Source organism: Paracoccus hibiscisoli (assembly GCF_005048265.1).
Taxonomy (GTDB): Bacteria; Pseudomonadota; Alphaproteobacteria; order Rhodobacterales; family Rhodobacteraceae; genus Paracoccus; species Paracoccus hibiscisoli.
Genome location: NZ_SUNH01000001.1, coordinates 11,675 through 36,037 on the forward strand (window position 1 = coordinate 11,675; position 24,363 = coordinate 36,037).

A 24,363-nucleotide genomic window follows, 5' to 3' on the forward strand; every position below is an offset into this window, starting at 1 on the left:
AGCCGTGAAACCGGCAACCCCGCCATGCGATTTCTGCAACAGCGGGGGCCGATTCTGTCGCAAAAAGGCCACGAATGGCCGCTTGCGTTGATTCGCTAAAGAAACCGTGGTTAACGCCAATCGCCCAAGGCCGCCTGCCACAGCGCCAGCGCCGCGACCGCCGCCGTATCGGCGCGCAGGATGCGCGGACCCAGACTGACCGGCGTCACGAAAGGCAGGCGCGACAGACGCGCCCGTTCCCCGGCCGAGAACCCGCCCTCGGGGCCGATCAGGATCGCCCAGGGACCGGGGGGCAGCCCGGCCAGCGTCTGCGCCGGGCCCGCGCGCGATTCGTCGGCCCACAGGATGCGCCGCGCGGGGTCCCACCCGTCCAGCAGGCGCGACAGGGGTGCCAGATCGGCCACCGGGGGCACGAAGGTGCCGCCACATTGCTCGGCGGCCTCGATCGCGTGCGCCTGCAGGCGATCCTGGCGGATGCGGTCGGAATTGGTGTGGTCGGTCTGCACCGGCAGGATGCGGGCCGCGCCCATCTCGGCGGCCTTTTCAACGATGAAATCGGTGCGCGCCTTCTTGATGGGCGCAAAGATCAGCCACAGGTCGGGCGGGTCCTGCTGGGGCGCGGTCTGGGCCAGCACGATCAGGCTGCCGCCGCGTTTGCCGGCCTCCTGCAGGCTGGCCTGCCATTCCCCGTCGCGCCCGTTGAAGACGGCCACCGCATCGCCCTGCCGCAGGCGCATGACGCCCGAGAGATAATGCGACTGGCCCGCGTCCAAGGGGACGGCTTGTCCTGCAACCAGCGGGTGATCTATGAACAGTCTGATCTTAGCCATGATGGGCGCGACGCTATGCAAAGCCAGACCGAAAGGCCAGATGCCGTCTTTGACGCGCCGCCCGACAATTGGGTGGACCGCTTTGCGCCGCCTGCCTCCCGCCCCTGGCTGCGCCTGAGCCGGGCTGACCGGCCCATCGGGACATGGCTGCTGCTGATCCCCTGCTGGTGGGGGATCGGGCTGGCGATGATGGCGGACGGGCCGCGGCTGTTCGATCTGTGGATCGCGCTGGCCTGCGCTATCGGCGCCTTTGTCATGCGCGGCGCGGGCTGCACCTGGAACGACATCACCGACCGCGACATCGACGCGCAGGTCGCGCGCACCCGGTCGCGGCCGCTGCCCTCGGGGCAGGTCAGCCTGCGGGGGGCGTATTTCTGGCTGCTGGCGCAGGGGTTGGTGGGGCTGGTGATCCTGGTGACCCTGGGGCGGGCGGCGGTGTGGATGGGGGTGGCGTCGCTGGCGCTGGTCGCGATCTATCCCTTTGCGAAACGCTTTACCTGGTGGCCGCAGCTGTTTCTGGGCTTTGCCTTCAACTGGGGGGTGATGCTGGCCTATGCCGCGCATATGGGGCGTGTCGATCCGGCGCCGGTGGTGGCCTGGCTGGGCGCCATCGCCTGGACGATCTTTTACGACACGATCTATGCCCATCAGGATGCCGATGACGACGCGCTGATCGGGGTGAAATCCACGGCCCGGCTGTTCGGCGACCGCAGCCCGGCGATCCTGGCGGGCTTTGCGCTGGTCTCGGTGGCCGTGCTGGCGGTGGCGGTGGCGCTGACGGGTCGCAATCTGTTGATGGCCTGGGCGGGGGTTCTGGCCTTTGGCCTGCATCTGTTGTGGCAGCTGCGGAATTTCCAGCCCGATCAGGGGGATGTCTGCCTGCGCCTGTTCCGGTCGAACCGCGATGCGGGGCTGATCCTTGCGCTGTTTCTTGCTGTCGCGGGGCTGGCATGATTGCACCGCAGCGACCCCCTCGCTAGACGTGACCCGCTTGCAACAGCACAAGGTTTCCCGCATGGCCCGACCGCGCCGCCTTTCGACCTCATTGGCCACCGTCCTTGTCCTGGCCGGGGCGGGCGGATTGTCCTGGATGGGCGCCGAGGCTGCCGCCACCTATATCGAGACGCGATCGGCGGGTGCGGTCGCGGCGGCGCTGCAATCGGGCGGGCATGACTGGGCGCAGGTGCAGACCGACGGACTGCGCGTCACCCTGACCGGCACCGCCCCCTCCGAGGTCGAGCGGTTCCGCGCCTTGGGTCAGGCCGGCACGGCGGTCGATGCCAGCCGCCTGCAGGACGCGATGACCGTCGCCTCGATCGAGGCGATGACACCCCCCGACTTCAAGGTCGAGATCCTGCGCAGCGATGAGGGGCTGTCCCTGATCGGGCTGGTGCCCGCCGCGACCGACCGTGACGCGATGCTGCGCGATCTGCGCCCGGCGGGGAATGCGGTGTCCGATCTGCTGGAACAGGCCGACCACCCCGTCCCCGACGGCTGGCCCGAGGCGCTGCGCCTTGGGCTGCAGGCGGCGGGCATGACCGAACAGGCCAAGATCTCGGTGGCGCCGGGCCAGGTCACCGTCGCGGCGCTGGCCGCCGACCGTGACGACCAGATCCGACTGGAGACCGCGCTGCGCCGCGCGGCCCCGCCGCAGGTGACGCTGGATCTGCAGATCACCGCGCCGCGCCCGGTCATCGCGCCCTTTACGCTGCGGTTTGTCATCGACCAGACCGGCCCGCATTTCGATGCCTGCGTGGCCACCGACGACGATGACCGCGCCCGCATCACCGCCGCCGCCCAAGCGGCGGGCATGGCCGCCGTGCCGTCCTGCACCCTGGGCCTGGGCGCGCCGTCCGAGGATTGGGCCGATGCGGCCACCGCGGCCATCGCGGCGGTCGCCCAGTTGGGCCAGGGCCAGGTCACCCTGTCGGACGAGGATGTCACGCTGAACGCCCCGGCTGCGGTTCCGCGCGCCCTGTTCGACCAGGTGACCGGCCAGCTGGAGCGCGCCCTGCCCGCGACCTATCATCTGCAGGCCCAGCTGGAGCAGGCCGAGGTCGTCCAGACCGCCCCCATCGAGTTCCAGGCCACCCTGCCCCCCTCGGGCAGCCTGTCGATGCGGGGCCGCATCGCGGATGCGCAGATGCGCCAGGCGGTCGACAGCTTTGCCCGGTCGCGCTTCACCGTCGCGCAAAGCGGGCTGCGCACCGACCCGGCCGTGCCCTCAGGCTGGACCGTCCGCGTGATCGCCGGGCTGGAAGCGATGGGCACGCTGCAGGCGGGCGAGGTTCGCGTGACGCCCGACCTGATCGACCTGCGCGGCGTCTCTGGCGACCCGCAGGCCAGCGACCGCGCGGCGGCCCTGCTATCCGAGCGGCTTGGCACCGGCGCGCGCTATCAGTTGACGATCAGCTATGACCGCCGCCTTGACCAGGCGTTGGGCCTGCCCAGTGGCGAGGAATGCGTCGCCCGGCTGAACATCATCATGTCCGAGAGCGAGATCGGGTTCGAGCCCAACCGGTCGTCCATTGCGGGCAACCCGGAACAGACGATGGACCGCTTTGTGCGCGCCATGGCCGATTGCAGCGATTTCCAGATCGAGGCCGGCGGACATACCGATTCGCAGGGCTCGGAGGCGTTCAATGCCGAACTGTCACGCTCGCGCGCGCAGGCCATCGTGTCGGCCATGGCCGAGGCCGGGATCAGGGTCGCGAACATGACCGCCCGCGGCTATGGCGAAAGCCGCCCCGTCGCCACCAACCAGACCGAGGAAGGCCGCGAGATCAACCGCCGGATCGAGTTCCGCCTGCTGTCCCCGCATCCGCTGGACGCGACCGGCCTGCCCGCCCCCGTCACCGTGTCGGGCATCACCGGAGAGACCACTGAGCCCGATCCGGCCCCCGAACCCGCACAGGGCCCGCAGCTGCCGCCGATGCAGGGGCCGGACCTGCCCGCCTCGACCGCGCAGATGCAGGGACCGCAGCTGCCGCACAGCCGCGACGCATCCGGCATGGTGCCGATGACCGTGGGCGTCGCCGAAGAGTTCCAGACGCTGGACGAACGCGAGGAAAACCTTAGGGTACCCGTGCTGACGCCCGATGATGACACCCCCCGTCCCGGTCCCCGCCCCGACAGCGTCGCGGCCCGGTCCGGTGGCCAAGACGAAGCGACAGACGAATGAGCAGATCAGAATTCATCGCCGTGACCGCCCTGATCCTGTTCGGGGCCTTTGTCCTGGGCTGGATCGCCAGTTGGCTGGTGCATCGCGTGGCCCGTCCGGCGCGCGCCGACATGTCCGAGCTGGACCGCATGGCCCAGCAGCTGCACGAGGCCGAGGATCAGCGCGACGCCGCCAACGCCGCCCTGCAGGAGCGTGAGGCCGCGCTGACCGCGCGTCTGGCGGGCACCCAGGCCGAGCTGCGCGCGGCGATGGACGGGCTGCGCGACAGCCGCAGCGAGGTCGAGGAATTGCGCGATTACATCGAACAGGCGCTGGCGCGCCGCTGACGCGCCAGCAGGTGGGGATCAGATCCCTGCGTCGATGATCGCGCGGGCCAGCACCGGCACGGTGTCGCGGTTCAGGCCCGCGATGTTCAGCCGCGAATCGCCCACCATATAGATGGCCGCATCGGTCTTGAGGCGCTGCACCTGTTCCGCCGTGGCGCCAAGGCGCGAGAACATGCCGCGATGGTTGCGGATGAAATCGAACCGGTCGCTGCCCGACAGATCGCGCAGCTCTGCCGCCAGCTGATCGCGCAGGCCCAGCATGGTGTTGCGGACCTCCTCCAGCTCGGCTGCCCAATCGGCACGCAAGGCGTCGTCGGTCAGGATGGTGCTGACGATGCGCGCGCCATGATCCGGCGGGAAGGAAAAGTTCTGGCGGTTCAGGAAGGCCATCGACCCCTGCGCCAGATCGCGCGCCTTGGTGTTGTCGGCCAGCGCGATCAGGATGCCCGTGCGTTCCCGATAGATGCCGAAGTTCTTGGAGCATGACGCCGCGATCAGCACCTCGGGCAGGCTGCGGGCGACCAGGCGGGTGGCCTCGGCATCCGCGTCCAGACCGTCGCCAAAGCCCTGATAGGCCAGGTCGATCAGCGGCACCGCACCCGATTTCTCCAGGATCGCCACGACCTCGGACCATTGATCCAGGGTCAGGTTGGCGCCGGTCGGGTTGTGGCAGCAGCCGTGCAGCAGCACGATGTCACCCTTGCCTGCCTGCGCGATGTCGGCCTTCATGCCCTCGAAATCGACGCCGCGGGTTTCGGCGTCAAAGTAACGGTATTCGGTATAGGGCAGGCCCATGAAGGCCATGATCGACAAATGGTTTGGCCAGGTCGGGTTCGAGACGAACACCCGCACGCCCGGATTGGCCAGCCGCGCCAGCTCCAGCGCCTGACGGATCGCGCCCGTGCCACCGACCGACGCGACCGAGGCCAGACGGTCGGCAGGCAGTTCGCCCAGCACCATCGTGGCCAGCGCGTTGCGATAATCGGCCTCGCCCGCCAGCCCGGTATAGGCCTTGGTGGTCTGGGTCTCCCAGATGCGCTGTTCGGCGGCCTTGACCGCGCGCATGACCGGAGTGACGCCCTGCGGGTCCTTGTAGACGCCCACGCCCAGGTCGATCTTGCCCTGTCGGGTATCGGCCTTGAACTCCTCGATCAGCATCAGGATCTTGTCGGGGCTTTGGGCTTTCAGGTCGGTCAGCATCAGGCGTCTCCGGTTGCGATGTTCAGGTCGGCAAAGCTGCCCCATTCGGTCCAGCTGCCGTCGTAAAGCGAATGGTCGCGGTGGCCCGCGCGCTCCAGCGCAAAGGACAGCGCCGCCGCCGTCACGCCGCTGCCGCAGGTGGTAATGACCGGGCGCGCAAGGTCGATGCCCGCATCCGTGAAGGCCGCGCGGATCGCATCCGGCGCGATCATCGTGCCGTCGGCGTTGAACAGCCGACCGAATGGCAGGTTGCGCGACCCCGGAATATGGCCTGCGCGCAGGCCCGCGCGGGGTTCGGGCTGATCGCCGCGGAACCGTTCCGGGCTGCGCGCGTCCACGATCTGCGGATCGCCCAGCTTGCTGGCGGCAGCCACCTGCGTGACGTCGCGCACCAGGCCCGCCTGGCGCTGGACGGTGATGTGGCGGTCGCGCATGACGGGGGGCATGTCCTCAGTCGGGCGGCCTTCGGCCAGCCATTTGGCAAAGCCGCCGTCCAGAACGGCCACGTCGGTCTTGCCCATCAGGCGGAAGGTCCACCACACGCGAAACGCGCTGCGCACGTCGGAATTGTCATAGATGACCACCTGATGCCCGTCGCCCACGCCCATCGCGCGCAGGCGGCTGATGAACATCTCGGGCGGGGGGGCCATATGCGGCAGGGTCGAGCGTTTGTCGCTGATCGCGTCGATGTCAAAGAACCGCGCGCCGGGAATGTGGCCTGCGTCATAGTCCGTACGCGCATCGCGACCCGATGCGGGCATGTGCCAGCTGGCGTCGATGATACGCAGATCGGGGTCGGCCAGATGCGCCGCCAGCCAGTCGGTCGAGACCAGTGTCTTCGGATCGTCCATGGCCCGCCCCCCTTGTTGCGCCGCGCCCCGATTTACAGGGGCGGAGGCGGGGCTGCAATGGCCTATCCCTGCTTCAGCAGGCGCGCCTTCTGGCGGTTCCAGTCGCGGGCGGCGCTGGTTTCGCGCTTGTCGTGGTTCTTCTTGCCCTTGGCGACGGCGATCTTCAGCTTCACGATGCCGCGGTGGTTGAAATACATCACCAGCGGAACCAGCGTCATCCCCTCGCGCGCGGTCGACTGCCACAGCCGGGCCAGTTCACGCGATTTCACCAGCAGCTTGCGGCGGCGGCGCTCCTCGTGGCCGAACACGCCTGCCCGCGACAGGGCCGCGATATAGCTGTTGATCAGCCACAGCTCTCCGCCCTCGACCGAGGCATAGCTTTCGGCAATGTTGGATTGGCCGACGCGCAGCGACTTGACCTCGGAGCCGGTCAGCATGATGCCCACCTCAAGATCGCTCTCAATGGCATAGTCATACCGGGCCCGCCGGTTCTCGGCGATCACCTTGTAGTTCTTGCTGTCGTCATCCTTGGCCATGGCTGGTCAGATAGGCGCGGCGGGGGCATCTGTAAAGGCATGCGTTGCGCGATGGCAGCGCCCTGGGCTAGGTCTGTCGCCAGGGGGGACCATGCTGGGACAGATCGCGTTCGGGTCGGTGCTGATGGTGATCAGCGTGCTGATGGCCGCCTTGGCCATCTGGGCGCTTGAGACGGCGTTCGCGCGCAATGCCCGCTGGCTGGCCCGCGCGCCGCACCGGCCCAAGCTGGCTTTGGTCATCGTGGCGACCAGCCTGGCGGTGCTGGCGATGGTTACGGCGTCCGTCTGGCTGTGGGCGGGGGCGTTCCACCTGCTGGGCGTCTTCGCCAGCTTCGAGGAGGCCATGTATTTCACCTTGGTCACCTTCACCACGCTTGGCTACGGCGACGTGCTGATGCCGCAGGACTGGCGCATCCTGGGTGGGCTGGCGGCGGCGAACGGGCTGTTGCACTTTGGCCTGATGACGGCATTCATGGTCGAGGCGTTGCGCCACGTCCGCGTGCGCCAGATCGAATTCACGGAAGGGTAGCCGATGCGGCATGGCGGTCAGATCTTGGTGCAGGCGCTGCGCGCGAACGGCGTCACGCGGGTGTTTTCGGTTCCGGGCGAAAGCTTTCTGGCGGCGCTGGACGGGCTGGTCGACAGCGGCATCCGCAATGTCGTCTGCCGCCACGAAGGCGGCGCCGCGATGATGGCCGAGGCCACGGGCAAGCTGACCGGCCGGCCCGGCGTGGCCTTTGTCACCCGTGGACCGGGGGCCACGAACGCCAGCGCAGGCGTGCATGTGGCGCGTCAGGACAGCACGCCCATGATCCTGTTCGTGGGCCAGATCGCCCGCGGCGATCAGGACCGCGAGGCGTTCCAGGAGGTCGATTACCGCGCCATGTTCGCCCCCTTGGCGAAATGGGTGGCCCAGATCGACGCGACCGACCGCATCGCCGAATATGTCGCCCGCGCGTTCCACGTGGCGATGTCGGGCCGCCCCGGCCCCGTGGTGCTGGCCCTGCCCGAGGACATGCTGTCCGGCCATGCCGACATTCCCGACCTGGCCGCCGCCACCACCCCGCTGTCCCATGTCGCGCCGCAATCGGTGCAGGCCGTGGCCGATGCGCTGGCGACGGCAAAACGCCCGCTGGTCGTCGCCGGCGGCAGCCAGTGGTCGCAGGACGCGGCCGAGGATCTGGCCCGCTTTGCCACGGCCTGGGATCTGCCCGTGGCCGTGCCCTTTCGCCGCCAGGACCGCATGGACAACACCTTGCCCCATTACGTGGGCGATCTGGGCGTGGGCATGAACCCGGCCCTGGGGGCGGCGCTGCGCGAGGCGGATGTGATCCTGTCGCTTGGCTCGCGTCTGGGGGACACGCTGACCGGGGGCTACAGCGCGATGGACCCGGTGCGCCCGCATGCCCGCGTCATCATGGTCCATCCCGACCCCGATCAGCTGGGTGCGCTGTGGCGGGCCGATCCCGGCCTGGTCGCCGATCCGCGCCGCGTGGTGGCCGCGCTGGCCGACCTGCCCGCGCCCACGACGCGCTGGTCCGATTGGCGGGCCCGGCTGCGCGCGTCCTATGACGACTGGCAGACCCCGCGCCCCACGCCCGGCGCGCTGCGGCTGGAACAGGTGGTGGGCTGGCTGGCGCCGAACCTGCCGGCCAATGCGATCGTCACCAACGGCGCGGGCAACTATGCCAGCTTTCTGCACCGCTATTATCGCTGGCGCTGCTTTGGCACGCAGCTGGCGCCGACGTCGGGGTCGATGGGATACGGGCTGCCCGCGGCCATCGCCGCCAGCCTGACGCATCCGGACCGGACCGTCGTCTGCCTGGCGGGTGACGGCTGCCTGCAGATGACCGTGAACGAATTGTCGACCGCCGCCCAATATGGCGCGACCCCCATCGTCATCGTCGCCAATAACGGCCGCTATGGCACGATCCGCATGCATCAGGAGCGTCACTATCCCGGCCGCGTGTCGGGCACCGACCTGTTCAACCCCGATTTCGCGGCTTTGGCCCGCGCCTATGGCGGCCACGGAGAGCTGGTCGAACGCGATGCCGATTTCGCCCCCGCCTTCGAGCGCGCGCGCCTGTCTGGCCGCCTGTCGGTGATCGAGCTGCGCCTGAACCCCGAGGCGCTGACCCCCGGCGCGACCCTGACCCAGACCCGCGATGCGGCCTTGGCGGCGCAGGCATGATTGCCGGCCCGCGCAACCTGATCACCGATGTGGCCGGGCTGCGCGTGGGTCATGCGCAGGATGCCACGCTGCGATCGGGGGTGACGGTGCTGACAGCCGATGCGCCCTTCGCGGCCTCGGTCCATGTGATGGGCGGTGCGCCGGGCACGCGCGAGACCGACCTGCTGGCCCCCGACAAGCTGGTGCCGGGCGTCGACGCGCTGGCTCTGTCGGGCGGGTCGGCCTTTGGGCTGGCGGCCTGCGACGGGGTGATGGCGGCGCTGCATGCGGCGGGGCGGGGCTTTGCGGTGGGACCGGCGCGGGTGCCCATCGTGCCGGGGGCGATCGTCTTCGACCTGCTGAACGGCGGCGACAAGGCCTGGGACGCGAACCCCTATCCCGCGCTTGGGGCGGCGGCCTGGACGGCGGCGGGCGCCGATTTCGCCATCGGCGCGGCGGGCGCGGGCTGGGGCGCGCTGACCGGCACGCTGAAGGGCGGGGTCGGCTCGGCATCGGCGGTGCTGGAGGAGGGCGCGACCGTCGGCGCGCTGGTCGTCGTTAACGCATTGGGGCAGGCGACCGTCGGCGATGGCCCGCATTTCTGGGCCGCCCCGTGGGAGCTGGGGTCCGAATTCGGGGGGCTGGGCCTGCCGGACCGCTTTCCGGCCGGTCGCGAACCGCCGCCCGCCAAGCGCATGGGCGAGGCCACGACCATCGCCATCGTCGCGACCGATCTGGCGATGGACAAGGCGGGCCTGCAACGGCTGGCTGTGGCCGCGCATGACGGCATGGCCCGCGCACTGGTGCCCAGCCACACGCCGCTGGACGGCGATCTGGTCTTTGCGCTGTCCACCGGCGCGCGGGTGCCGGTCGATGCGGTGGGGGATGCCTTTGCCGTGGGTCACGCGGCGGCCTGCGTTCTGGCGCGGGCGATTGCGCGGGCCGTCCATGCCGCGACCCCGCAGCCCGGCGATCTGCAGCCCTGCTGGCGCGACCGTTTCGCATAGAAAAAGGGCGGCGCGACCTGCGCACCGCCCCCGAGAGATCGCCAAGAGGGACAGCTCAGCGATTGGAGGTGCAACGCCGCCGGCGCCCGCCGGTTGCGCCCGCCCGTTCACATTCGCGGCATCGGCTGCGCTTTGACTTCCCCCTGCCGGGCATGGTCTCATGGCCCGACGCAATCACCCCGAGGATGCCATGACCGATCACCAGACCGACCTGAAAAGCCTGCTCAGCGATCCGTCGCTGCTGGAGACCCGTGCCTTCGTCGCGGGCGAGTGGGTCGATGCCGATGACGGCGCGACATTCGAGGTCAGGAACCCCGCCCGCGGCGACGTCATCGCCCATGTCGCCGATCTGGGACGCCCCGAGACCGCCCGCGCCATCGACGCCGCCGCCGCTGCCATGAAGGACTGGGCCGCGCGCCCGGCCAAGGAGCGCGCCCAGGTGATGCGCAAATGGTTCGACCTGATGATGGCCAATCAGACCGATCTGGGCACCATCCTGACCGCCGAACAGGGCAAGCCCCTGGCCGAGGCCAAGGGAGAGATCGCCTATGGCGCCAGCTTCATCGAATGGTTCGGAGAGGAGGCCAAGCGCGTCTACGGAGAGACCATTCCCGGCCATCAGACCGACAAGCGAATCAGCGTCATCCGCCAGCCCATCGGGGTCGTGGGCTCGATCACGCCGTGGAATTTCCCGAACGCGATGATCGCGCGCAAGGCGGGCCCGGCGCTGGCCGTGGGCTGCGGCTTTGTTGCGCGGCCCGCGACGGAAACGCCGCTGTCGGCCTTGGCCATGGCGGTGCTAGGCGAACGCGCGGGCCTGCCCAAGGGCATCCTGTCGGTCGTTCCATCGTCGCGCGCCAGCGACATCGGCAAGGAGTTCTGCGAGAACCATCTGGTGCGCAAGCTGACCTTCACCGGCTCGACCGAGGTGGGCCGCGTGCTGCTGCGCCAGGCCGCCGATCAGGTCATGAAATGCAGCATGGAGCTGGGCGGCAACGCGCCCTTCATCGTCTTTGACGACGCCGATCTGGATGCCGCGGTCGAGGGCGCGATGGCGTCGAAATTCCGCAACAACGGCCAGACCTGCGTCTGCGCCAACCGCATCTATGTGCAGGCCGGGGTCTATGACGCCTTTGCCGAAAAGCTGGCGGCAGCGGTGGACAAGCTGTCGGTGGGCGACGGGTTGCAGGACGGCACCACCACCGGCCCGCTGATCAACGAAAAGGCCGTGGACAAGGTCCGCGACCACATCCGCGACGTGCTGGATGGCGGCGGTCAGGTGCTGACCGGAGGCAAGCCGATGGAGGGGCTGTTCTTTCAGCCCACCGTCGTCACCGGCGTCACCCGCGACATGAAGGTCGCGACCGAGGAAACCTTTGGCCCGCTGGCGCCGCTGTTCCGTTTCGACACCGAGGAGGAGGCGGTGAAGGCCGCCAACGACACCATCTTTGGCCTGGCGTCCTATTTCTACGCCCGCGACATCGGCCGCATCACCCGCGTCCAGGAGGCGCTGGAATACGGCATCGTCGGCGTGAACACCGGCCTGATCTCGACCGAGGTCGCGCCCTTTGGCGGGGTCAAGCAGTCGGGCCTGGGCCGCGAAGGCAGCCATCACGGATTGGAGGACTATCTGGAGATGAAGTATATCTGCCTCTCGGTGTGACATTTTCGCAGGGCCTGCGGGAACCTCAGGCGAAAGGCGACGTTGCGATGCCAGAAGGTGCCGACCGACAGGGTCGGCCAAGGTCTTAAGGAGAGTAACATGGGCTGGCTTGCAGCAATCATCGTCGGGGGCATTGCCGGTTGGCTTGCCGAGCAATTCATGAAGTCCAACATGGGTCTTCTGGCGAACATCCTTCTGGGGATCGTCGGTGCGGTTCTGTTCAACTTCATCTTCGGCTCGCTTCTGGGCCTGTACGCTGCGGGCGCAAGCTTCAGCTTTGCCTATCTGCTGGCGGGCTTTGTCGGCGCGTGCATCCTGATCGCCATCGCGCGTGCGGTGCGCGGCCGCGCCTGATCGCAGGATCGGTCGTGTTGCGGGCCGCGTCGGGGAAACCCGGCGCGGCCTTCTTCATGGCCGCCCGCAAGGCAGGCCGGTTGCCTGACCGACAGGCGGCATCCACGCCATAAAAAAGGCCGGGCAATTGCCCGGCCTTTTGCATCATCACGCGTGGGGATCAGCGGCGACGGCCCTGACCCTCGTCCTCATCATCCTCGTCATCCGTGTCCGGCAGGTTGAAGAACGTGTCCTTGTTCAGCTCCCGCTCGGGCTTGTCCTCGTCGCGCGACAGGCTGAAATTCTCCAGCCCCGCGATCGAGCTGGGCAGGCGCGGCTCGTCCGACATGGCCAGCGAGGTTTCGGTGCTGACCAGCTTGCGGCGTTCGTCGTCGGTCATCACGCCACCCTCGGCGGCCTTCTTCTTGGCGGCCTTCTGGACGGCGGCGTCCAGCTCGGTCTGGCGGCACAGGCCCAGGGCGACCGGATCGATCGGCTGGATGTTCTGGCTGTTCCAATGCGTGCGTTCGCGGATCGACGCGATCGTGGGCTTGGTCGTGCCGACCAGCTTGGCGATCTGCGCATCGGCCAGCTCCGGGTGGAACTTGACCAGCCACAGGATCGCGGCGGGACGGTCCTGACGCTTGGACAGCGGGGTATAGCGCGGGCCGCGACGCTTTTCCTCACCCTCGGATGCGGGGTTGTGCTTAAGGCGCATGCGATAGATCGGGCTGGCCTCGGCGCGCTTGATCTCTTCGGGGTCCAGCTGGTTGGATGCGATCGGGTCGAAACCCTTGACGCCCGCGGCCACGTCGCCATCGGCGATGCCCTGGACCTCAAGCTCGTGCAGACCGCAGAAATCGCCGATCTGCTTGAAGCTGAGCGTCGTGTTGTCGACCAGCCAGACGGCGGTGGCCTTGGCCATCAGCGGCTTGCTCATGTCAGTCTCCTTCGCGTGTCTCTTGGTCCCGAACATGGGGGTGAGGGCCGGAAAAACGGCTTCGGCTTGCGCCATTCCTCGTTTTCGGGGGGAATTGGCAGGTCATATACCGATTTCAGGGGCCGGGGAAAAGAGGATTCGCACAATTGTCCGATGCGCGCGCGCGCAGCCGTCGCTATTGTGGCGGGATGCGCATCCTGATCCTGTCCCTGGCCATCCTTTTGTCCCCCCTGCCCCTGGCCGCCCGCGACGTGGCGGGGCGGTTCGATTACTATGTCCTGGCGCTGTCCTGGCAGCCCGCCTGGTGCACCCGGACCGGCGACGGACGCGATGCGCCCGAATGCCGCGCAGGCACCGGGCGCGATTTCACCACCCACGGATTATGGCCGCAATACGAACGCGGCTGGCCGCAGGATTGCACCACGCCCGAACGCGACCCCGCGCGCCGCGAGACGGCGTCGATGGAGGATATCATGGGGTCGGGCCGGCTGGCCTGGCACCAATGGCAAAAGCACGGGCGCTGCACCGGCCTGTCGGCGGCCGATTACTATGACGCGACCCGGCGCGCCACGGCGGCGATTACCATTCCCGCCGTCTTCAACGACCTGGCGCGCCCCATCACCCTGCCCCCCGCCGTGATCGAGGAAGCGTTCCTGGAGGCCAATCCCGACCATGAGGCCGACGGCATCACCGTCATCTGCCGCGACGGCGCGCTGACAGAATTGCGCATCTGTCTGACCCGCGATCTGGAACCGCGCGCCTGCGCCCCCGACGTGCGGCGCGACTGCAGCCAGCCGCGCCTGCTGATGGAGGCGGTGCGCTAGCCCGCGACCTTCAGGACGATCTTGCCGATATGGTCGCTGCTTTCCATGCGGCGATGGGCGTCGGCGGCCTCGGCCAGCGCGAATTCGCTGTCGATGGTGACGGCCACCGACCCGGCGGCGATCATCGGCCACAGCTGTTTGCGCAGGGCGTCGGCGATCTCGGCCTTGGCGACGTCGGATTGCGGGCGCAGGGTCGATCCGGTGATCGTCAGGCGGTTCACCATGATCTGGGCAAAGTTCAGTTCGACCTTGGGGCCTTCCAGAAAGGCGATCATGACCAGCCGCCCGTCCTGGGCCAGCGACTTGATGTTGCGGGGGATATAGCTGCCGCCGACCATGTCCAGGATCAGGTCGGCGCCGCCCGCCTCGGCCAGGATCTTGGTGAAATCCTGGGTCTTGTAGTTGATGGCCGTCGCGCCCAGCGCCGTGATGGCCGCGCATTTGTCATCGCTGCCCGCAGTGGCAAAGACGCGCGCCCCCAGGGCCCGCGCGATCTGGATCGCCATCATCCCGATGCCGGAGGTGCCGCCATGGACCAGGAACCGTTCCCCCCCGGTCAGGCCGCCGCGCTGCACCACGTTCGACCAGACGGTGAAGGCCGTTTCCGGCAGGCAGGCCCCCTCGCGCAGGGACAGGCCCTTGGGGATGCGCAGCGCGTGATCGGCGTGGCAGACAGCGTATTCGGCATAGCCCCCGCCCGGCAGCAGGGCGCAGACCTGCTCGCCCTTTTTCCAGCGGGTGACGCCCGCGCCCAGGCCCACAATCTCGCCCGAGGCCTCCAGCCCCGGCAGGTCGGACGCGCCGGGCGGGGGCGCATAGCTGCCCGCGCGCTGCAGCACGTCGGGGCGGTTCACGCCCGCATAGGCGATCTTGATCAGGATCTGGTCATGGCAGGGCACCGGTACGGGCCGGGTGGTGGCGCGCAGCTGATCGGCGGCGCCGGGGGCGGCGATCTCAATCGCGGTCATCTGGTCGGGGAACATCGTCTCTCCTCAGCGGCTACGGCCGGGCAGGGCGCGGTCGCGCGGCGCGCGGACCCAGCCAAAGGCCGCACGGGTCAGGCGGCCCGCACCGGGCAGCTTGCCCAGGCTGGCCTTCAGCGTCTCGATGGACATGACGCCGTCGATGCGGCGGTCGATGAAGGCGCGCGTGTCGGCCCGCCCCTCCGATTCGTCGCCCAGCCAGAACAGCACCGTGGCCGAAATCACCGCCGTCAGCGTGGCGCGTTTCGAATACCAGTTCACGTCCTGCGACCGGTCGCCCAGACCCGTCCAGATGACGTCCGCCGTCTCCCAGATCAGGCGCGCGGCCAGGGTCGCGTTCTGCGGCAGGGCCAGCGTGGACGCGCCCGCCCGGACCAGTTCGGGGTCCGACAGCTGCAGCCTGCGCCACACGGCCTCGGCCACGCGGTCGCGGAACCGGCCCTCGGGCGAGGTCTCGGACAGCGCCTGGCGCAGGGCCGCATCGGCGCGGCGGTGATAGGCCGCGGCCAGCCCGGCGCCGCCCTGGGGGAACAGCACCCGGACCAGGTCCGCGTCCATGCCGATGTCGCGGGCGCCGGCGGCCAGGGCCAGGTCGTTCATCCCCTCGAAGGGAACATGGATCAGCGCGGCATCCAGAAGCGCGTCTCGGTCGGTCTGGGTCATGCATACCTCGTCTGGACAAATGCGCCCGGCTTTGTTAGGGGGACGCTTCCTGCAATCTATCAACTCTAACCTAGGAAGGTGGTGACAACCACATGCAGGTCAATGTTCGCGACAATAACGTCGAACAGGCGCTCCGTGCTCTGAAGAAAAAACTTCAGCGCGAAGGTGTCTTCCGCGAAATGAAGCTCAAGCAACATTTCGAGAAGCCGTCGGTCAAGAAAGCCCGTGAAAAGGCCGAGGCCGTTCGCCGTGCCCGCAAGCTGGCCCGTAAAAAGGCACAGCGCGAAGGCGCGCTGTAAGACGACGCGATCTTGTGTCATTTGAAAACCCCCGCGGCGCCATGCCGCGGGGGTTTTCTTGTTCCAACGGACGGTCCGGTCGATCAGCCCTCGCTGTCCGAGCCGCCATCCGATTCGCCGCCATCCGAATCGGACCCGCCATCGGTGTCGGAGCCGCCATCCGCGCCGCCATCAGCACCCCCGTCCGCACCGCCATCGGCATCGCCGCCAGCGTCCGTGCCCGTATCGGCGCCCGTATCGGCGCCGGTATCGGCATCCGCGCCATCGGTGTCGGCGCCCGCATCATCCGCGCCATCCGTCGCGTCGCTGCCGGTCCCCGACTGGCTGCCGGTCGCCGCCCCCGTGATGTCGCCCGCGGACGAGCCTTCGGCATCGCGGCGGGTCTCGACCCCGTCGACCGAGACCAGGCGCGCATTGGCCGTGCTGTAGACCAGCTCGATCGGCACCCCGGCGCGCTGCGCGGTGATGGTCAGGATCGGGCCTTCACGCTGGATGTAGATGTCGGAATAGCCCTGCGCCGAAAGGGTTTCGGCGATGGTCTCATAGTTCTCGATGCTTTCCAGCCGCGGATAATCGCCCTCCAGGACAAAGCCCTGGGACGGCTCCTCCTGCAGGGCGGCGTCGGGAACGATCACGGTCGTTCCGGCGGGCGTCTCGACCTGCGTGGTCTGGGCGATGGCGGTGGTGGCCAGCAGGCTGGCCGCGGCGATCTGGGTGCCCACAAGCAGGGCCTTGAACGGGGTCTTCAGCATGGTGCATCTCCTGATGGGTTCTGGCTGCATAACGCGCCAGATGCCGTCAGGGGTCCGCGGGCGGCCCTCAGACCGGAATCGCGGTCGTGCGGAACACCGTGCGCAGTGCAAAGCTGGAATGCATCTGCGCCACGCCGGGCAGGCGCGACAGGTGCTGGCGGTGGATGCGGGCGAAATCGTCCGTATCCTCGACCACGATCTTGAGCAGATAGTCGGCGGTGCCCGCCATCAGGTGGCATTCCAGCACGTCGGGAATCGCCCGCACGCCGCGTTCAAAGGCGTCCAGGACCTCGTCGGCCTGACCGGACAGGGTGATCTCGACAAAGACGGTCGTCTGGCGGCGCAGCGCGCGCGCATCCAGCAGCGCGACATAGCCCGCGATCACGCCCGCCCCCTCCAGCCGCTGCACGCGGCGGTGACAGGCCGAGGGCGACAGATGCACCCGGAGCGCCAGTTCGGCATTGCTGATTCGCCCCTCCTTTTGAAGGAGCGACAGGATCCGGCGGTCTATTGCGTCAAGGTCGGCCATGCAGGCAGATTCTTCGAACCACGCCGCCGATGCCAGCGGATTCTTCGCCGCCGGGGACGCAATCCGACCCATCTTCGCAACACCTTGCGGCGGGGCGGTGTCAGGATGGGCGAAACGGCAAGGGAGGACGCCATGAAGATCGGATGCCCGAAAGAGGTCAAACCGCAGGAATTCCGCGTGGGCCTGACGCCCGCCGCCGCCGCCGAGGCCGTGGGCCGGGGCCACGCGGTCATCGTCCAGACCGGCGCCGGAGAGGGCGCGGGCTTTGAGGATGCCGACTATCAGGCCGCAGGCGCGACCATCGCCGCGGATGCCGCCGCCGTCTTTGACGCGGCAGAGCTGATCATCAAGGTCAAAGAACCGCAGCCGGCCGAGCGCAAGATGCTGCGCAAGGGCCAGATCCTGTTCACCTATCTGCATCTGGCGCCCGACCCGGTCCAGACCCGCGACCTGCTGGACAGCGGCGTGACCGCCATCGCCTATGAGACCGTGACCGATGCGCGCGGCGGCCTGCCCCTGCTGGCGCCGATGTCCGAGGTCGCGGGCCGTCTGGCCCCGCAGGTCGGGTCGTGGGCGCTGCAAAAGGCCAATGGCGGGCGCGGCGTGCTGATGGGCGGTGTACCCGGCGTGCGGCCCGCCAATGTGGTGGTGATCGGCGGCGGGGTCGTGGGCACGGCCGCCGCGCGGGTGGCCGTGGGGATGGGCGCGAACGTGACGGTCATGGACCGCTCGGTCCCGCGCCTGTCCTATCTGGACGACGTGTTCATGGGCCGCCTGACCACGCAATTCGCCAGCGCCGCAGCCACCGCCGAGATCATCCAGACCGCCGACATGGTGATCGGCGCGGTGCTGATCCCCGGCGCCGCCGCGCCCAAGCTGATCACCCGCGACCAACTGTCCAGCATGCGCCCCGGCGCGGTGCTGGTCGATGTGGCGATCGATCAGGGCGGCTGTTTCGAGACCTCACGCGCGACCACGCATCACGACCCGATCTATGAGGTCGACGGCATCGTGCATTACTGCGTGGCGAACATGCCGGGGGCCGTGGCGCGGACCTCAACCCAGGCCCTGGGGAACGTGACCATGCCGCATCTGCTGGCCCTGGCCGACAAGGGCTGGCGCCGCGCGCTGAGCGATGACGCGCATCTGCGCGCGGGCCTGTCCACCCATGAGGGGCAGCTGACCTCGCCCCCGGTGGGCGAGGCTCTGGGCCTGGACGCGGTCACGCCCGAGGCCGTGCTGGGGCTGTGACCCCTCAGACGGGGTTGGCGCGATCCGCCAGCAGGTCGCGGATCTGCGCCAGCAGCTCCTCCTGGCTGGGGCCTGTGGGGGCCACGGCCTCCTTGGCCTCCTCCTCGCGCTTGACGGTGCGCTGCAGGCGGTTGACGCCCTTGACCAGCAGGAACACCGCCCAGGCCACGATCAGAAAGTTCAGCACCGCCATGGCGAAGGCGCCATAGGCAAAGATCGCAGCGCCCGAATCGCGCGCGGCGGCCAGGCTGGCGCCATCGGCGACGGTGCCGGACAGCACCACGTATTTGTCGGTGAAATCGATGCCGCCGGTCATCAGCCCCAAGATCGGGTTGATCAGGTCCACGACCAGCGAATTGACGATGGCCGTGAAGGCCGCGCCGATGATGATGCCCACGGCAAGGTCGATGACATTGCCGCGCGCGATGAAAGTCTTGAATTCCTGAATCATGACGCCCTGTCCCCGTGATGCGCGACGTTCGGTCGCGCGCCGATCCTGCGGCCACGGGCGGGGAAAATCAATCGCGCCCGGCAGCGGCTGCCGGGCGCGACGGCGTCATTCGGCGGGTGCGGCCTCGGCCAGTTTTTCGTCGATGACGGCCTTCATGCTGTCCCAGGCCTGGTTCGGCACCTTGTCGCCGCCGATGATGAAGGTCGGCGTCGCCTCGACCCCGTCGGCGGTGGCATTGGCCTGGAAGGTCGCGATCAGCTGTTCGACCTTGGCGGTGTCGTTCCAGCAGGCGGTCATCTGATCCTCGGTCATTCCGGCCTTGAGGCCGATGCGGCGCAGGTTCGACGCGATCTCGTCGCCCGATCCGCCGGCCAGCCAGGTGGACTGCTCATCGAACAGCATGCCGCTGACGGGATAGAATTTCTCGTCCCCGCCGCAGCGCGCCAGGATACCGGCCCACAGGCCCGGCTGGTCGAAATAGACGTCGCGCTGCACGAAACGGACCAGGCCCGTGTCGATATAGTCGGCCTTCAGCTGCGGATAGACATCGGTGTGGAAATTCGCGCAATGCCCGCAGGTATAGCTGGCATATTCGATGATGGTCAGCGGCGCGTCCTCGGCCCCCAGGGCGATGTCGGGCAGGGTCTCGGGCGTGGCGTCCTGCGCCAGGGCGGGGGCGGCCAGGGTCAGGGTCAGGGCAATCGCGGTCGCGGCAGAGCGGAGATACATGGAAGGTCCTTTCAGGTCGGGCATGGGGGTCAGGTCCGGCGGCTGGCGACGTTCAGCGCCAGTTGCGCCATGGCCTGCGCCAGGGTCGGGTCAGAGAATTGCGCCGCCACGCCCTGGGCCTGCGCCACCACGGCGGGGTCGGGGGCCTTGGGCGCGCGCGGGGCATGGGAAAAGGCCGCATGCCCTTCGGCAAAGCCGCTGGCGGCGGTCTGGGTCAGGGTGATCCGGCTGACCGCGTTATAGCCGTAACAGGCGTTCACCCGGTCGCGCAGCTGCGGCAGCTGCATCTCGACCATGGGGGCCATGGGGCCGGTGGTCAGCAGCGTCAGCGTGGCGCCGAACCCGCTGCGGGCATGGCTGATCTTGACCGGGCGTGTCACGGCGGCCAGCTGGGGACCGGCGATCTCGGCCCAATGGGTCAGCAGGCGGGTGACCGCGAATCCCCGCCCCTCGGCCGCCTTCTGGACCCGGTCGGCCAACAGCGTGGCCGCCGCCTGAAAGCCGCGGCTGCGGCGACGGGGCGTGGTCTGGAAGGGTCGGGACGGGTGGGCCATGGCCGCCTTTGCTGCTATCACGCGCCCATCCTTAGCCAGCCATCCCCCCGGATGAAAGCGCGCCCTTCTGCAAAGGCCCACATAATTGCGTGAAAGCAAGGTGATCGCCCCCGACCTGCTGGACTGGTATGACCGCCACGCCCGCACCCTGCCCTGGCGCGTCCCGCCGGGCGGGCCGCCCGCCGACCCCTATCGCGTCTGGCTGTCCGAGGTGATGCTGCAGCAGACCACCGTGGCGGCGGTCAAGGCCTATTTCCTGCGCTTCACCACCCTCTGGCCCACGGTTCAGGCGCTGGCCGGGGCCGATGACGCGGCGGTGATGGCCGAATGGGCGGGCCTGGGCTATTACGCCCGCGCCCGCAACCTGCTGGCCTGCGCCCGCGCCGTGACCGCGATGGGCGGGTTTCCCGACACCCGCGCGGGCCTGCAGGCGCTGCCCGGCATCGGGGCCTATACCTCGGCCGCGATCGCGGCGATCGCCTTTGACCGGGCCGAGACGGTGGTGGACGGAAATGTCGAACGGGTGGTGTCGCGGCTGTTCGCGGTCCAGACCCCCCTGCCCCGCGCGAAGCCCGAACTGGTGACGCTGGCCGAGACGCTGACGCCCCAAGCCCGGCCCGGCGATTACGCGCAGGCGATGATGGATCTGGGCGCGACCATCTGCACGCCGCGCAGCCCGGCCTGCGTGATCTGCCCGCTGCAGGCGGTCTGCGACGCCCGCGCGCAGGGCATCGCGGCCGAACTGCCCCGCAAGACGCCAAAACCCGCGAAACCGCTGCGTCAGGGGAGCGTCTGGCTGGCGCGGCAGGGGGGCGCCCTGCTGCTGGAGCATCGCCCGCCGCAGGGGCTGTTGGGCGGCGTCCTGGCCTTTCCCTCGGCCGGGTGGGACGGGCGCGACCTGCCGCCGCCGGGGCCTGCGGCGTGGTGCGATCTGGGCGCGGTGCGGCATGTGTTCACGCATTTCACCCTGGATCTGACGGTCCTGTTGGGCGATCTGACCGGCAACCCCACGCGGGGGGAGCTGACCCCCCTGCGGCAGATCGACCGCGAGGCCCTGCCCGGCCTGATGCGCAAGGTCTGGGATATGGCGCAACCCGCGCTGCGCGGCTAGCATCCGGGGCATGAGCGACTCATCCCCCCTGCCGTCTGCGGCTCCGTTCTGGCTGTCCGTGGCGCTGATCCCGCTGATCGCGCTGGCGGCGTGGCAGGGCGGTGCGTGGTGGGCGCTGGTGCCGCTTTATGCCTGGTATCTGACCACCGCGCTGGACGGGGTGCTGGGCCTCAATGAGGCCAATCCCGACCCCGAGACCGCCACCGACCAGCTGTTCTGGCACCGGGCCGTGACGCTGATCTGGTTCCCGCTGCAGATCACCGCGATCCTGGCCTGCGTCTGGCTGGCGGGGCGCACGGATCACCTGTCGGGCTGGGAATCGGTCGGGCTGTTCTTTGCCCTGGGGGTCGTGTCGGGCAGCGTGGGCATCGTCTATGCCCATGAATTGCTGCATCAAAAATCGCCCACCGAGCGCTGGCTGGGCGATCTGCTGCTGGCCTCGGTGCTGTATTCGCATTTCCGGACCGAACATCTGCTGGTGCATCATTCCTGGGTCTCGACCCCGCGCGATGCGGTCTCGGCCCGCTATAACGAGGGGTTCTACCGGTTCTTCTGGCGGGTGCTGACCGACGGGCCGCGCAGCGCATGGGCGGCCGAGACGCGGTTTCTGGCCCGCGCGGGCCGCAGCCCCTGGGACCGGCGCAACCCCTTCTGGCGATACGCCGCGCTGCAGGGGCTGATGCTGGCGGCGGCGCTGGCCCTGGGCGGATGGACGGGGCTTTTGCTGTTTCTTTTCCAGGCCTTCATCGCCGTCTGGCAGCTGGAGCTGACCAATTACGTCGAGCACTACGGCCTCTCCCGCAAGCATCTGGGCGAGGGGCGATACGAACCCGTCCGCCCGCGCCACAGCTGGAACGCCAGCCACACCGCGACCAACTGGCTGCTGATCAACCTGCAGCGCCATTCCGACCACCACACCAAGCCCGACCGCCGCTTCCCGCTGCTGCAGACCTATTCCGAGGACGAGGCCCCGCAGCTGCCGATGGGCTATCCGGCCATGACCATGCTGGCGATGGTGCCGCCTTTGTGGCGGCGGCGGATGAACCCCCGGGTGCGCGCCTGGCGCAAACGGTTCTATCCCGAGATCACCGACTGGACCCCCTATACGCGGGGCGATCTGCCCATGCCGCGCAACGCTCTCTGACGCGCAACGCGCGGGGGCCCTGTAACGCGCAACGCGCGGTGATGCGGGGGCAGTCCCGCAACAGGGGCCGCGACGCCCTGCAATTGCTGGCGATGCGGGTGCTCGGGGGATGCACCGGACAGGCACCATGCGTGCACAGGGCGTACACCGCTGGCGTGCATCACCTTCATGGTTCGTCAACCATGAAGGTAGATTCCCGCCCGGACCGCCGCGGCGACGCTTGCCCGGCCGTGGGCGGCTGAGGCATTCTGTCACAAGCCAAGGAGAGCGCGATGACTGACCAGCCGACCCTGCCGGATGCCGACCGGCAGACCGCCCCGGACGAACCGATCGGCTATCTGCTGTATCGCAGCGTGGCCCGTCCGGGGCTGGATCAGGACGATCTGGACCGCATTCTGGAGCGGTCGCGGCGTTGGAACCGGTCGGTCGGCCTGACAGGCTGTCTGCACCACGAAGACGGCATGTTCTTTCAGTGGATCGAGGGGCCGCGCCCCCGGCTGTTCCAGCTGCTGGAATGGCTGCGCGACGATGACCGGCACGTCAACGTGACCGTGCTTGATCAGGGCCAGCTGTCCAAACGCCTGTTCGATGACTGGGAGATGCGGTTTTCCGACCGACAGGTGGCCTCGCTGCTGGACTGGCTGGCGGCGCGGCGCGACCGGGCTGATACGGGCGACGCGCAGGGCGTGGCTGATTTCATGCGCACCTTGCGCTGACGCAGCGGCGCCTGACACGCATGAAAAGACCCCGCCATGCGGACATGGCGGGGCAAGGTGGTCCGGCCCGCAGGTCGCGGGCGCGGACTGGCGAAAGCATGGCGGTCAGTTCGGGCGGGGGGCCTCACCCTCCATTTCGGCGCGGATCTGCTGGCGCAGGATGTCCAGGGGGATCATCTTGCCCTCGCGCCGGAAGTGCCAATAGGTCCAGCCATTGCAGCTGGGCGCGCCCTCCAGCGCGGCGCCGACCTGATGGATCGAGCCCTTGACGTCATTGCCGATCAGGCTGCCATCGGCGCGGACCTTGGCCTTGTGGCGGTTGCCGATGGAATACAGCTCCTCTCCGGGGCGCAGCATGCCGCGTTCGATGACCTGGCCGAACGGGATGCGCACCTCGGCGCGTTTGGCGCGTGTGGTGGCGATGGCGTCGGCGTCCAGACGGCGGACCCGGGACAGGCGGCGGGTGGCGACCTCGCGATAGGTCTCCTCGCGCTCGATGCCGATATAGTCGCGGCCCAGCATCTTGGCGACGGCGCCGGTGGTGCCGGTGCCGAAGAACGGGTCCAGCACCACATCGCCCGGATTGGTCGTGCCCAGGATCACCCGGTGCAGCAGCGATTCGGGCTTCTGCGTCGGATGCGCCTTGTCGCCCGCCGCGTCCTTGAGCCGCTCGCCGCCGTTGCAGATGGGCAGGACCCAGTCGCTGCGCATCTGGATGCCTTCGTTCAGCGACTTCAGCGCCTCGTAGTTGAAGGTGTATTTCGACGATTCCGATTTCGCGGCCCAGATCAGCGTCTCATGCGCGTTGGTCAGCCGCTTGCCGCGGAAATTCGGCATGGGGTTCGACTTACGCCAGATGACGTCGTTCATGATCCAGAAGCCCTGGTTCTGGATCTCGGCGCCGACGCGAAAGATGTTGTGATAGCTGCCGATCACCCAGATCGCGCCGTTCGGTTTCAGCAGGCGGCGGGCGGCGGCCAGCCAGTCGCGGGTGAAGGCGTCATAGGTGGCAAAGCTGGAAAACTGGTCCCAATGATCGTCCACCGCATCGACCTTGGAATTGTCGGGACGGTGAAGATCGCCCTTCAATTGCAGGTTGTAGGGCGGGTCGGCAAAGATCAGGTCCACGCTGCCTTCGGGCAGGCTGTTCATGATCTCGATGCAGTCGCCGCCCAGGATCTGGTTCACCGGTAAGGGCCGCGCGGAATCCGCGCGTTTTTCCTTGGTTTTCGTCATGCTCTGCCTCTGGGGAATGCCGACTTTTGCCGGTCTGGTATCCCCCAAAGATGAGTCAGAAGTGATTCGGCGTCAATTTCTTTT

At 68.5% G+C, this 24,363-nt stretch carries 27 protein-coding genes; 14 read left to right on the forward strand and 13 right to left on the reverse strand.

Annotated elements, in window-relative coordinates; translation table 11 throughout:
* Window positions 1-110 precede the first annotated feature (110 nt).
* Entirely contained in the window at window positions 111-830 is a 720-nt protein-coding gene (locus tag FA740_RS00065; RefSeq protein WP_136854735.1) for a 16S rRNA (uracil(1498)-N(3))-methyltransferase, read from the reverse strand.
* A gap of 15 nt (window positions 831-845) precedes the next feature.
* Here FA740_RS00065 and ubiA point away from each other — a divergent pair, with 15 nt between their 5' ends.
* From ubiA to FA740_RS00080, 3 genes are all read left to right on the forward strand, one after another.
* Window positions 846-1,784, forward strand: a complete 939-nt coding sequence (gene ubiA, locus FA740_RS00070; protein ID WP_136854736.1) for a 4-hydroxybenzoate octaprenyltransferase — start codon at window positions 846-848, stop codon at window positions 1,782-1,784.
* Window positions 1,785-1,845: 61 nt separating this feature from the next.
* Window positions 1,846-4,011 carry an OmpA family protein gene (locus FA740_RS00075; protein ID WP_136854737.1) on the forward strand — a complete coding sequence of 722 codons (2,166 nt, stop codon included), beginning with the start codon at window positions 1,846-1,848 and terminating at the stop codon, window positions 4,009-4,011.
* Window positions 4,008-4,337, forward strand: coding sequence for a hypothetical protein (locus FA740_RS00080; protein ID WP_136854738.1), 330 nt, complete (start codon window positions 4,008-4,010; stop codon window positions 4,335-4,337). The genes FA740_RS00075 and FA740_RS00080 overlap by 4 nt, the downstream gene beginning before the upstream one ends.
* An 18-nt stretch (window positions 4,338-4,355) precedes the next feature.
* On the opposite strand, the gene FA740_RS00085 is transcribed toward FA740_RS00080, so the two are convergent.
* From FA740_RS00085 to smpB, 3 genes are all read right to left on the reverse strand, one after another.
* Entirely contained in the window at window positions 4,356-5,537 is a 1,182-nt protein-coding gene (locus FA740_RS00085) for an amino acid aminotransferase (protein WP_136854739.1), read from the reverse strand.
* On the reverse strand, window positions 5,537-6,388 hold the full coding sequence (gene sseA, locus FA740_RS00090) for a 3-mercaptopyruvate sulfurtransferase (protein ID WP_136854740.1): 852 nt from the start codon (window positions 6,386-6,388) through the stop codon (window positions 5,537-5,539). The genes FA740_RS00085 and sseA overlap by 1 nt, the downstream gene beginning before the upstream one ends.
* A gap of 62 nt (window positions 6,389-6,450) precedes the next feature.
* Complete coding sequence (smpB, locus tag FA740_RS00095; protein ID WP_136854741.1) at window positions 6,451-6,924, reverse strand: SsrA-binding protein SmpB; 474 nt, start codon at window positions 6,922-6,924, stop codon at window positions 6,451-6,453.
* A gap of 91 nt (window positions 6,925-7,015) precedes the next feature.
* On the opposite strand from smpB, the gene FA740_RS00100 reads away from it, so the two are divergent.
* The 5 genes from FA740_RS00100 to FA740_RS00120 all read left to right on the forward strand — a co-directional run bounded on the left by FA740_RS00100 (window position 7,016) and on the right by FA740_RS00120 (window position 12,118).
* Complete coding sequence (locus FA740_RS00100) at window positions 7,016-7,453, forward strand: ion channel (RefSeq protein WP_136854742.1); 438 nt, start codon at window positions 7,016-7,018, stop codon at window positions 7,451-7,453.
* A 3-nt stretch (window positions 7,454-7,456) separates the two neighbouring features.
* Complete coding sequence (locus FA740_RS00105) at window positions 7,457-9,115, forward strand: thiamine pyrophosphate-binding protein (RefSeq protein ID WP_136854743.1); 1,659 nt, start codon at window positions 7,457-7,459, stop codon at window positions 9,113-9,115.
* Window positions 9,112-10,101 (forward strand): P1 family peptidase, encoded by a 990-nt coding sequence (locus FA740_RS00110; protein WP_136854744.1) that lies wholly within the window; start codon window positions 9,112-9,114, stop codon window positions 10,099-10,101. The genes FA740_RS00105 and FA740_RS00110 overlap by 4 nt, the downstream gene beginning before the upstream one ends.
* Before the next feature lie 190 nt (window positions 10,102-10,291).
* Window positions 10,292-11,764, forward strand: coding sequence for an NAD-dependent succinate-semialdehyde dehydrogenase (locus FA740_RS00115; RefSeq protein ID WP_136854801.1), 1,473 nt, complete (start codon window positions 10,292-10,294; stop codon window positions 11,762-11,764).
* A 99-nt stretch (window positions 11,765-11,863) separates the two neighbouring features.
* Window positions 11,864-12,118: a GlsB/YeaQ/YmgE family stress response membrane protein gene (locus tag FA740_RS00120; RefSeq protein WP_136854745.1), complete on the forward strand. Its 255-nt coding sequence runs from the start codon at window positions 11,864-11,866 to the stop codon at window positions 12,116-12,118.
* Window positions 12,119-12,278: 160 nt separating this feature from the next.
* On the opposite strand, the gene FA740_RS00125 is transcribed toward FA740_RS00120, so the two are convergent.
* Window positions 12,279-13,037, reverse strand: coding sequence for a DUF1013 domain-containing protein (locus FA740_RS00125; protein ID WP_136854746.1), 759 nt, complete (start codon window positions 13,035-13,037; stop codon window positions 12,279-12,281).
* Between the two features lie 146 nt (window positions 13,038-13,183).
* Between FA740_RS00125 and FA740_RS00130 the strand changes: the two genes are divergently transcribed.
* A complete protein-coding gene (locus FA740_RS00130) occupies window positions 13,184-13,861 on the forward strand; it encodes a ribonuclease T2 family protein (RefSeq protein WP_338119650.1) in 678 nt (225 codons plus the stop codon).
* Here the strand turns inward: FA740_RS00130 and FA740_RS00135 are convergent.
* Together FA740_RS00135 and FA740_RS00140 are read right to left on the reverse strand one after the other, a co-directional pair.
* On the reverse strand, window positions 13,858-14,844 hold the full coding sequence (locus FA740_RS00135) for an NAD(P)H-quinone oxidoreductase (RefSeq protein ID WP_136854747.1): 987 nt from the start codon (window positions 14,842-14,844) through the stop codon (window positions 13,858-13,860). The two genes, FA740_RS00130 and FA740_RS00135, sit on opposite strands and share 4 nt — an antisense overlap.
* A gap of 9 nt (window positions 14,845-14,853) precedes the next feature.
* A complete protein-coding gene (locus FA740_RS00140) occupies window positions 14,854-15,507 on the reverse strand; it encodes a COQ9 family protein (protein WP_136854748.1) in 654 nt (217 codons plus the stop codon).
* A 92-nt stretch (window positions 15,508-15,599) separates the two neighbouring features.
* Here FA740_RS00140 and rpsU point away from each other — a divergent pair, with 92 nt between their 5' ends.
* Complete coding sequence (gene rpsU, locus FA740_RS00145; RefSeq protein ID WP_081994671.1) at window positions 15,600-15,806, forward strand: 30S ribosomal protein S21; 207 nt, start codon at window positions 15,600-15,602, stop codon at window positions 15,804-15,806.
* A gap of 83 nt (window positions 15,807-15,889) precedes the next feature.
* On the opposite strand, the gene FA740_RS19870 is transcribed toward rpsU, so the two are convergent.
* Window positions 15,890-16,558 carry a hypothetical protein gene (locus FA740_RS19870; protein WP_211243614.1) on the reverse strand — a complete coding sequence of 223 codons (669 nt, stop codon included), beginning with the start codon at window positions 16,556-16,558 and terminating at the stop codon, window positions 15,890-15,892.
* Window positions 16,559-16,625: 67 nt separating this feature from the next.
* Window positions 16,626-17,087: an Lrp/AsnC family transcriptional regulator gene (locus FA740_RS00155; RefSeq protein ID WP_136854749.1), complete on the reverse strand. Its 462-nt coding sequence runs from the start codon at window positions 17,085-17,087 to the stop codon at window positions 16,626-16,628.
* Window positions 17,088-17,219: 132 nt separating this feature from the next.
* On the opposite strand from FA740_RS00155, the gene ald reads away from it, so the two are divergent.
* Window positions 17,220-18,338 (forward strand): alanine dehydrogenase, encoded by a 1,119-nt coding sequence (ald, locus tag FA740_RS00160; protein ID WP_136854750.1) that lies wholly within the window; start codon window positions 17,220-17,222, stop codon window positions 18,336-18,338.
* Window positions 18,339-18,342: 4 nt separating this feature from the next.
* Here the strand turns inward: ald and mscL are convergent, their stop codons facing one another.
* The 3 genes from mscL to FA740_RS00175 all read right to left on the reverse strand — a co-directional run bounded on the left by mscL (window position 18,343) and on the right by FA740_RS00175 (window position 20,072).
* Window positions 18,343-18,789, reverse strand: coding sequence for a large conductance mechanosensitive channel protein MscL (mscL, locus tag FA740_RS00165; RefSeq protein WP_136854751.1), 447 nt, complete (start codon window positions 18,787-18,789; stop codon window positions 18,343-18,345).
* A gap of 105 nt (window positions 18,790-18,894) precedes the next feature.
* On the reverse strand, window positions 18,895-19,518 hold the full coding sequence (locus FA740_RS00170) for a DsbA family protein (RefSeq protein WP_136854752.1): 624 nt from the start codon (window positions 19,516-19,518) through the stop codon (window positions 18,895-18,897).
* Between the two features lie 29 nt (window positions 19,519-19,547).
* Window positions 19,548-20,072 carry a DUF721 domain-containing protein gene (locus tag FA740_RS00175; protein WP_136854803.1) on the reverse strand — a complete coding sequence of 175 codons (525 nt, stop codon included), beginning with the start codon at window positions 20,070-20,072 and terminating at the stop codon, window positions 19,548-19,550.
* Between the two features lie 85 nt (window positions 20,073-20,157).
* On the opposite strand from FA740_RS00175, the gene FA740_RS00180 reads away from it, so the two are divergent.
* The 3 genes from FA740_RS00180 to FA740_RS00190 all read left to right on the forward strand — a co-directional run bounded on the left by FA740_RS00180 (window position 20,158) and on the right by FA740_RS00190 (window position 23,043).
* A complete protein-coding gene (locus FA740_RS00180) occupies window positions 20,158-21,183 on the forward strand; it encodes an A/G-specific adenine glycosylase (RefSeq protein ID WP_136854753.1) in 1,026 nt (341 codons plus the stop codon).
* A gap of 10 nt (window positions 21,184-21,193) precedes the next feature.
* Window positions 21,194-22,327, forward strand: a complete 1,134-nt coding sequence (locus FA740_RS00185; protein ID WP_136854754.1) for an alkane 1-monooxygenase — start codon at window positions 21,194-21,196, stop codon at window positions 22,325-22,327.
* Between the two features lie 272 nt (window positions 22,328-22,599).
* Window positions 22,600-23,043, forward strand: coding sequence for a BLUF domain-containing protein (locus tag FA740_RS00190; RefSeq protein WP_136854755.1), 444 nt, complete (start codon window positions 22,600-22,602; stop codon window positions 23,041-23,043).
* A gap of 105 nt (window positions 23,044-23,148) precedes the next feature.
* On the opposite strand, the gene FA740_RS00195 is transcribed toward FA740_RS00190, so the two are convergent.
* Window positions 23,149-24,279 carry a site-specific DNA-methyltransferase gene (locus FA740_RS00195; protein WP_136854756.1) on the reverse strand — a complete coding sequence of 377 codons (1,131 nt, stop codon included), beginning with the start codon at window positions 24,277-24,279 and terminating at the stop codon, window positions 23,149-23,151.
* Between the last annotated feature and the right edge of the window lie 84 nt (window positions 24,280-24,363).

Bases quoted from the DNA above. Each gene is read 5' to 3' on its own strand.
- FA740_RS00065 (WP_136854735.1), bottom strand. From the start codon at position 830: ATGGCTAAGATCAGACTGTTCATAGATCACCCGCTGGTTGCAGGACAA.
- ubiA (WP_136854736.1), top strand. From the start codon at position 846: ATGCAAAGCCAGACCGAAAGGCCAGATGCCGTCTTTGACGCGCCGCCC.
- FA740_RS00075 (WP_136854737.1), top strand. From the start codon at position 1,846: ATGGCCCGACCGCGCCGCCTTTCGACCTCATTGGCCACCGTCCTTGTC.
- FA740_RS00080 (WP_136854738.1), top strand. From the start codon at position 4,008: ATGAGCAGATCAGAATTCATCGCCGTGACCGCCCTGATCCTGTTCGGG.
- FA740_RS00085 (WP_136854739.1), bottom strand. From the start codon at position 5,537: ATGCTGACCGACCTGAAAGCCCAAAGCCCCGACAAGATCCTGATGCTG.
- sseA (WP_136854740.1), bottom strand. From the start codon at position 6,388: ATGGACGATCCGAAGACACTGGTCTCGACCGACTGGCTGGCGGCGCAT.
- smpB (WP_136854741.1), bottom strand. From the start codon at position 6,924: ATGGCCAAGGATGACGACAGCAAGAACTACAAGGTGATCGCCGAGAAC.
- FA740_RS00100 (WP_136854742.1), top strand. From the start codon at position 7,016: ATGCTGGGACAGATCGCGTTCGGGTCGGTGCTGATGGTGATCAGCGTG.
- FA740_RS00105 (WP_136854743.1), top strand. From the start codon at position 7,457: ATGCGGCATGGCGGTCAGATCTTGGTGCAGGCGCTGCGCGCGAACGGC.
- FA740_RS00110 (WP_136854744.1), top strand. From the start codon at position 9,112: ATGATTGCCGGCCCGCGCAACCTGATCACCGATGTGGCCGGGCTGCGC.
- FA740_RS00115 (WP_136854801.1), top strand. From the start codon at position 10,292: ATGACCGATCACCAGACCGACCTGAAAAGCCTGCTCAGCGATCCGTCG.
- FA740_RS00120 (WP_136854745.1), top strand. From the start codon at position 11,864: ATGGGCTGGCTTGCAGCAATCATCGTCGGGGGCATTGCCGGTTGGCTT.
- FA740_RS00125 (WP_136854746.1), bottom strand. From the start codon at position 13,037: ATGAGCAAGCCGCTGATGGCCAAGGCCACCGCCGTCTGGCTGGTCGAC.
- FA740_RS00135 (WP_136854747.1), bottom strand. From the start codon at position 14,844: ATGTTCCCCGACCAGATGACCGCGATTGAGATCGCCGCCCCCGGCGCC.
- FA740_RS00140 (WP_136854748.1), bottom strand. From the start codon at position 15,507: ATGACCCAGACCGACCGAGACGCGCTTCTGGATGCCGCGCTGATCCAT.
- rpsU (WP_081994671.1), top strand. From the start codon at position 15,600: ATGCAGGTCAATGTTCGCGACAATAACGTCGAACAGGCGCTCCGTGCT.
- FA740_RS19870 (WP_211243614.1), bottom strand. From the start codon at position 16,558: ATGCTGAAGACCCCGTTCAAGGCCCTGCTTGTGGGCACCCAGATCGCC.
- FA740_RS00155 (WP_136854749.1), bottom strand. From the start codon at position 17,087: ATGGCCGACCTTGACGCAATAGACCGCCGGATCCTGTCGCTCCTTCAA.
- ald (WP_136854750.1), top strand. From the start codon at position 17,220: ATGAAGATCGGATGCCCGAAAGAGGTCAAACCGCAGGAATTCCGCGTG.
- mscL (WP_136854751.1), bottom strand. From the start codon at position 18,789: ATGATTCAGGAATTCAAGACTTTCATCGCGCGCGGCAATGTCATCGAC.
- FA740_RS00170 (WP_136854752.1), bottom strand. From the start codon at position 19,518: ATGTATCTCCGCTCTGCCGCGACCGCGATTGCCCTGACCCTGACCCTG.
- FA740_RS00175 (WP_136854803.1), bottom strand. From the start codon at position 20,072: ATGGCCCACCCGTCCCGACCCTTCCAGACCACGCCCCGTCGCCGCAGC.
- FA740_RS00185 (WP_136854754.1), top strand. From the start codon at position 21,194: ATGAGCGACTCATCCCCCCTGCCGTCTGCGGCTCCGTTCTGGCTGTCC.
- FA740_RS00190 (WP_136854755.1), top strand. From the start codon at position 22,600: ATGACTGACCAGCCGACCCTGCCGGATGCCGACCGGCAGACCGCCCCG.
- FA740_RS00195 (WP_136854756.1), bottom strand. From the start codon at position 24,279: ATGACGAAAACCAAGGAAAAACGCGCGGATTCCGCGCGGCCCTTACCG.